Below are 4383 nucleotides of genomic sequence, written 5' to 3' on the forward strand. Positions count from 1 at the left end.
CTCTTTGCGAAGCGTCACGCCCGCGGCCATCGCATGGCCGCCGCCCTTCAGCAGGATGCCGTCGGCCACCGCCTGGCGGACGGCCTTGCCAAGATCAACCCCGGCAATCGAGCGGCCCGAGCCGGTGCCGATGCCGCCGGGCTCCAGCGCAATGGCAAAAGCGGGGCGCGAAAATTTCTCCTTCAACCGGGAGGCGACGAGCCCGACCACGCCGGGATGCCAGCCTTCGGAGGCCGTGACGATGACGCCAAGCTTGTCCTCGAGCCCGATCGAGGCGAGCGCCTCGGCTTCGGCTTGCGCCTCCGCCGCCTGCTCGATGACGCGGCGCTCGCTGTTGAGCCGGTCGAGCTCGGCGGCGATCCGCGCGGCCTCGACGCTGTCGCCCTCGAGCAGGAGCCGCACGCCGAGATCGGCGCGGCCGATGCGGCCGCCGGCATTGATGCGCGGCCCCAGCATGAAGCCGAGATGCCAGGCCTCCGGCGGCCCGTTGAGGCGCGCCACATCCATCAGCGCGGTGTGACCGACATGGTCGCGCCGCCGCATCGCGATCAGGCCCTTGGCGACGAAGGCGCGGTTCAGCCCGATCAGCGGCGCCACGTCGGCGACCGTGCCGAGGGCGACGTGATGCAGCATGCCGAGCAGGTCGGGCTCGGGCATCTCGGATGTCCAGAAGCCGCGCTGGCGCAGCTCGCGGTTGACCGCGACCAGCGTCACCAGCACCAGCCCCACGGCGGCGAGATGGCCAAGGCCAGAGAGATCGTCGAGCCGGTTCGGATTGACCAGTGCGTCGACCACCGGCAGTTCCGTGCCGGCCTGGTGATGATCGATCACGACCACGGACATGCCGAGGCGCTTGGCTTCGGCGAGCGGCTCGATGCTGGTGGTGCCGCAATCGACGGTGACGAGCAGCGTGGCGCCCTTTGCCGCGAGTCCGCGAACGGCTTCGACGTTCGGGCCATAGCCCTCAAAGATGCGATCAGGGATGTGGATCAGCGGATCGAGCCCGCAATGGCGCAGATGCCAGGCGAGCAGCGCCGCCGAGGTGGCGCCGTCGACGTCGTAGTCGCCGAAGATCGCGACCTTTTCGCCCCGCACTGCCGCGTCTGCAATCCGCTTCGCCGCGGCCTCCATCTCGGTGACCGTGAACGGGTCCGGCAGGAGCTTGCGGATGGTCGGATCGAGGAAGTCGGCGACCGCATCGGCGTCGACGCCGCGGCCCGCCAGCACCCGCGCCAGCAGCTCAGGCAATTGGTGGCGCTGCACGATAGCCAGCGCCTTGGCCGCCCCCCGCGCGTCCAGCCGGTCCCGCCAGAGCTTGTCGGTGAACGAGCGCGCTACACCCAGGAAGGCCTGGGGCGCTTCGACGGGCAAGGTGGTGGCCGGCGGCGTCATGATTCGAGGGACTGACTGTTGGGAACTCGAGGACCGGACCTCACGCAGGCGTCCGGCCGCTCACTTAAGGGGATTGGCCGGGAATCCCTCGGGATTTGCAACGGCAACCGGGCACAAAGCGGTGGATGGCCGCTGTACAGGCCGGATTGACTACCATTTAGGCATTCCGCCAAACAGCAAATTAAGCAGGCGTTAGGCGGAATCCTCGAAAAAGACTCGTATTCGATCTGTAATTTGTTGTTCCGGGTTCTTTGCAGATCAGGCCTCATTGCCAAGGGAAGTCCCCCGATGTCTGCTGCGCTGGGTCTGAAAGCCAAGCCGATTGCGAACGGAACCACCGAACCCGACGATGATTCCGACATCTCCGCGCTGATCAACCGGTTGACCGCGGAGGTCAACCAGATCGCGGTCGACAAGACCAAGTCGATCCAGCAGATCACCAACCAGATGAAGATGCTGGCGCTGAACGCGCTGATCGAGAGCTCGCGCGCCGGTGCGCAGGGCGCGGGCTTCGCCGTGGTGGCGCAGGAGGTGCGTGGCGTCGGCCAGCAGGTCGAGACCATCGCCCGCGAACTCGAGACCCAACTGACAAAACGCACCGGCGACCTCGTCGCCTCGATCGAGCGCATGAGCCAGCGCTCGCGCGGCGAGCGCATGGTCGATCTGTCCCTGAATGCCATCGAGCTGATCGACCGCAACCTCTATGAGCGCACCTGCGACGTGCGCTGGTGGGCGACCGACTCCGCCGTGGTCGATTGCGCGGCTTCCCCGAGCGCTGCGGCCGTCTCCCATGCGTCGGAGCGCCTGGGCGTGATCCTCGGCGCCTACACCGTCTATCTCGATCTCTGGCTCTGCGACCTCGACGGCAACGTCATCGCCAACGGCCGCGCCGACCGCTTTCGCGCCGTCGGCCAGAACGTCGCCCACACCAAATGGTTTCGTGAGGCCCGGACCTTGCGCTCCGGCGACGACTATGTCGCCGGCGACGTCGAGAACCAGCCATTGCTCGGCAACGCGCAGGTGGCGACGTATTGCGCCAGCGTGCGCGCCGGCGGCCAGGCCAACGGCGCGCCGATCGGCGTTCTCGCCATCCATTTCGACTGGGAGGCGCAGGCGCGCGCCATCGTGCAAGGGGTCCGCGTCGGCGACAGCGACAAGGCCCGCGTGCTGCTGGTCGATTCCAATTTTCGCGTGATCGCGGCCTCCGACGGCCAGGGTATCCTCAGCGAGCGGATACAGCTGTCACTGAACGGCCAGCGCTCCGGCTTCTACCAGGACCGCACAGGCACGCTGGTCGCCTTCCACGCCACGCCTGGCTATGAGACCTATCGCGGCCTCGGCTGGTACGGCGTGATCATCTGCGGGGCGTGAAGGCCGGAGCCGACTGCCTCGATCAAAAACCGAGAAAACAACCCCATGCACAGTAGCCCAAGTGTTGTTTTCCTTGGTGTTTTGCGCTCGTCAAAACACCGGCATGATGACATCATCGCGTGATCTGTGAGCGGGCTGTCGAACGATGGTCGCGCCGTGATGGGGAGCGACTTGCAGCCTATCCGAGATAACCAGACACTCCGTCCCACATCAGCTTCAACGCCGTCACGACCAGCAGTCCGTAGCACGCCCGGTAGATCTGCCGCTGGTCCAGCTTTCCGTGCAGCTGCCAGCCGAGCCAAACGCCGCTGGGAATGGCAAAGAGGCACGCCGCCATCACGATCCAGACGTTGCCCGCCGGCCGCACGAGCAACAGCCACGGTACCACCTTGACCGCGTTGCCGACCGTGAAGAACAGGCTCGTCGTTCCCGCGTAGACCTCCTTGCTGAGGCCAAGCGGCAGGAGGTACATCGCCAGCGGCGGTCCGCCGGAATGCGCGACCATGGTCGTGACACCCGAGGCAAGACCGGCAGCAACCGCCTTCGGCGAGGAGCGCGGACGAATGACCACCTTCGGATCACTCACGAGCCATATGCCAACGAAGATCAACGTCACGACCGCCATCACGATCGCGACGGCGCGATGGTCCAATACACGGAACAAGAGATAGCCGAGGGCAATGCCGATCACGAGCCCGGGCAACAGCAGCACCAGGTCCGGCTTCGACCATGTCGAAGGCTTCCAGTAGCGCAGCGCGAACAGGTCCATGGCGATGAAGAGCGGTGCGAGCAGGCCACCCGCCGTGACCGGATCCATCACGAACGACAGCAACGGAATGCCGACGATGGAGAAGCCGCCGCCGAATGCGCCCTTCAAGAAGCAGATCAGGAAGACGCCGGAAAAGGCGATGATCACTGTGGCGACCGTCAAATCCATCTGCGCATCTCCATGACCGTCACGCTCGCGCCTCAGCTCGCGTCGCGCCGAAATATCGCGGGCGAGACTCGGCTCAAGTCGCCGTGACGTCGTCATCGGTTGCTGTTGGGCCGACGTCGGTTGACATCGCTTGCGACGTCCGAGGCGGCGCGGCCTTCCGCTGGAAAAAGAGGCCGGGCAGCACTGAAGGCAGGCCAAAGGTCATTCCTAGGAATGCCAGAAACACATCAAGATAATTCATGCTCATTCTCATTCTCCGCCTTGTCGGGCGCGACCACATCTCGGTGCATTTTGGTCGATGCACGCAATATGAACCGGTGCAATTACCAGTACAATAAGAACATTGATCTCGGTGCAATTTCGTCGCCTCCAAATGGGCTGAGCAGATGCAGCCGACTTTTGCGGTGGGCTTGGATCCGACTGCGGCAGGCGCGGCGCCCAACCCGCTGCAACGAGTTTTCTGAAGCATTTTCCGGCAAGGCAGGCCGGTTACAGGCAAGAGCTCGCCGCATTGCTCGGGTAAGCTGCGCTTCGCATCACGTTGGGCGACGTGACGTGATCGGCTCACGGATCGGGATCACTCACGCTCGTCGCATGCGAGGAGACGCGCCATGAAGATCGTCGTGATTGGTGGGACGGGATTGATCGGATCCAAGCTCGTCGCGAAGCTCAAGCAGCAGGGG

At 64.9% G+C, this 4383-nt stretch carries 4 protein-coding genes and 1 pseudogene; 2 read left to right on the top strand and 3 right to left on the bottom strand.

Annotated elements, in window-relative coordinates; genetic code table 11:
* A partial coding sequence (gene recJ, locus ACXJL8_RS35090; RefSeq protein ID WP_456686459.1) for a single-stranded-DNA-specific exonuclease RecJ occupies positions 1-1392 on the bottom strand: 1392 nt, incomplete at its 3' end.
* A 288-nt stretch (positions 1393-1680) separates the two neighbouring features.
* Here recJ and ACXJL8_RS35095 point away from each other — a divergent pair.
* The gene (locus ACXJL8_RS35095; protein ID WP_456621113.1) at positions 1681-2763 is read left to right on the top strand and encodes a methyl-accepting chemotaxis protein; all 1083 of its coding nucleotides are present in this window, start codon (positions 1681-1683) and stop codon (positions 2761-2763) included.
* A gap of 178 nt (positions 2764-2941) precedes the next feature.
* On the opposite strand, the gene ACXJL8_RS35100 is transcribed toward ACXJL8_RS35095, so the two are convergent.
* Together ACXJL8_RS35100 and ACXJL8_RS35105 are read right to left on the bottom strand one after the other, a co-directional pair.
* Positions 2942-3700 carry a sulfite exporter TauE/SafE family protein gene (locus ACXJL8_RS35100; protein WP_456621114.1) on the bottom strand — a complete coding sequence of 253 codons (759 nt, stop codon included), beginning with the start codon at positions 3698-3700 and terminating at the stop codon, positions 2942-2944.
* Positions 3701-3773: 73 nt separating this feature from the next.
* A complete protein-coding gene (locus tag ACXJL8_RS35105; protein ID WP_456621115.1) occupies positions 3774-3947 on the bottom strand; it encodes a hypothetical protein in 174 nt (57 codons plus the stop codon).
* 364 nt (positions 3948-4311) lie between these two features.
* Here ACXJL8_RS35105 and ACXJL8_RS35110 point away from each other — a divergent pair.
* Positions 4312-4383 (top strand): annotated as a pseudogene (locus ACXJL8_RS35110) (NmrA family transcriptional regulator); the annotation flags it as partial.

This window comes from Bradyrhizobium sp. P5_C11_2 (assembly GCF_054049755.1).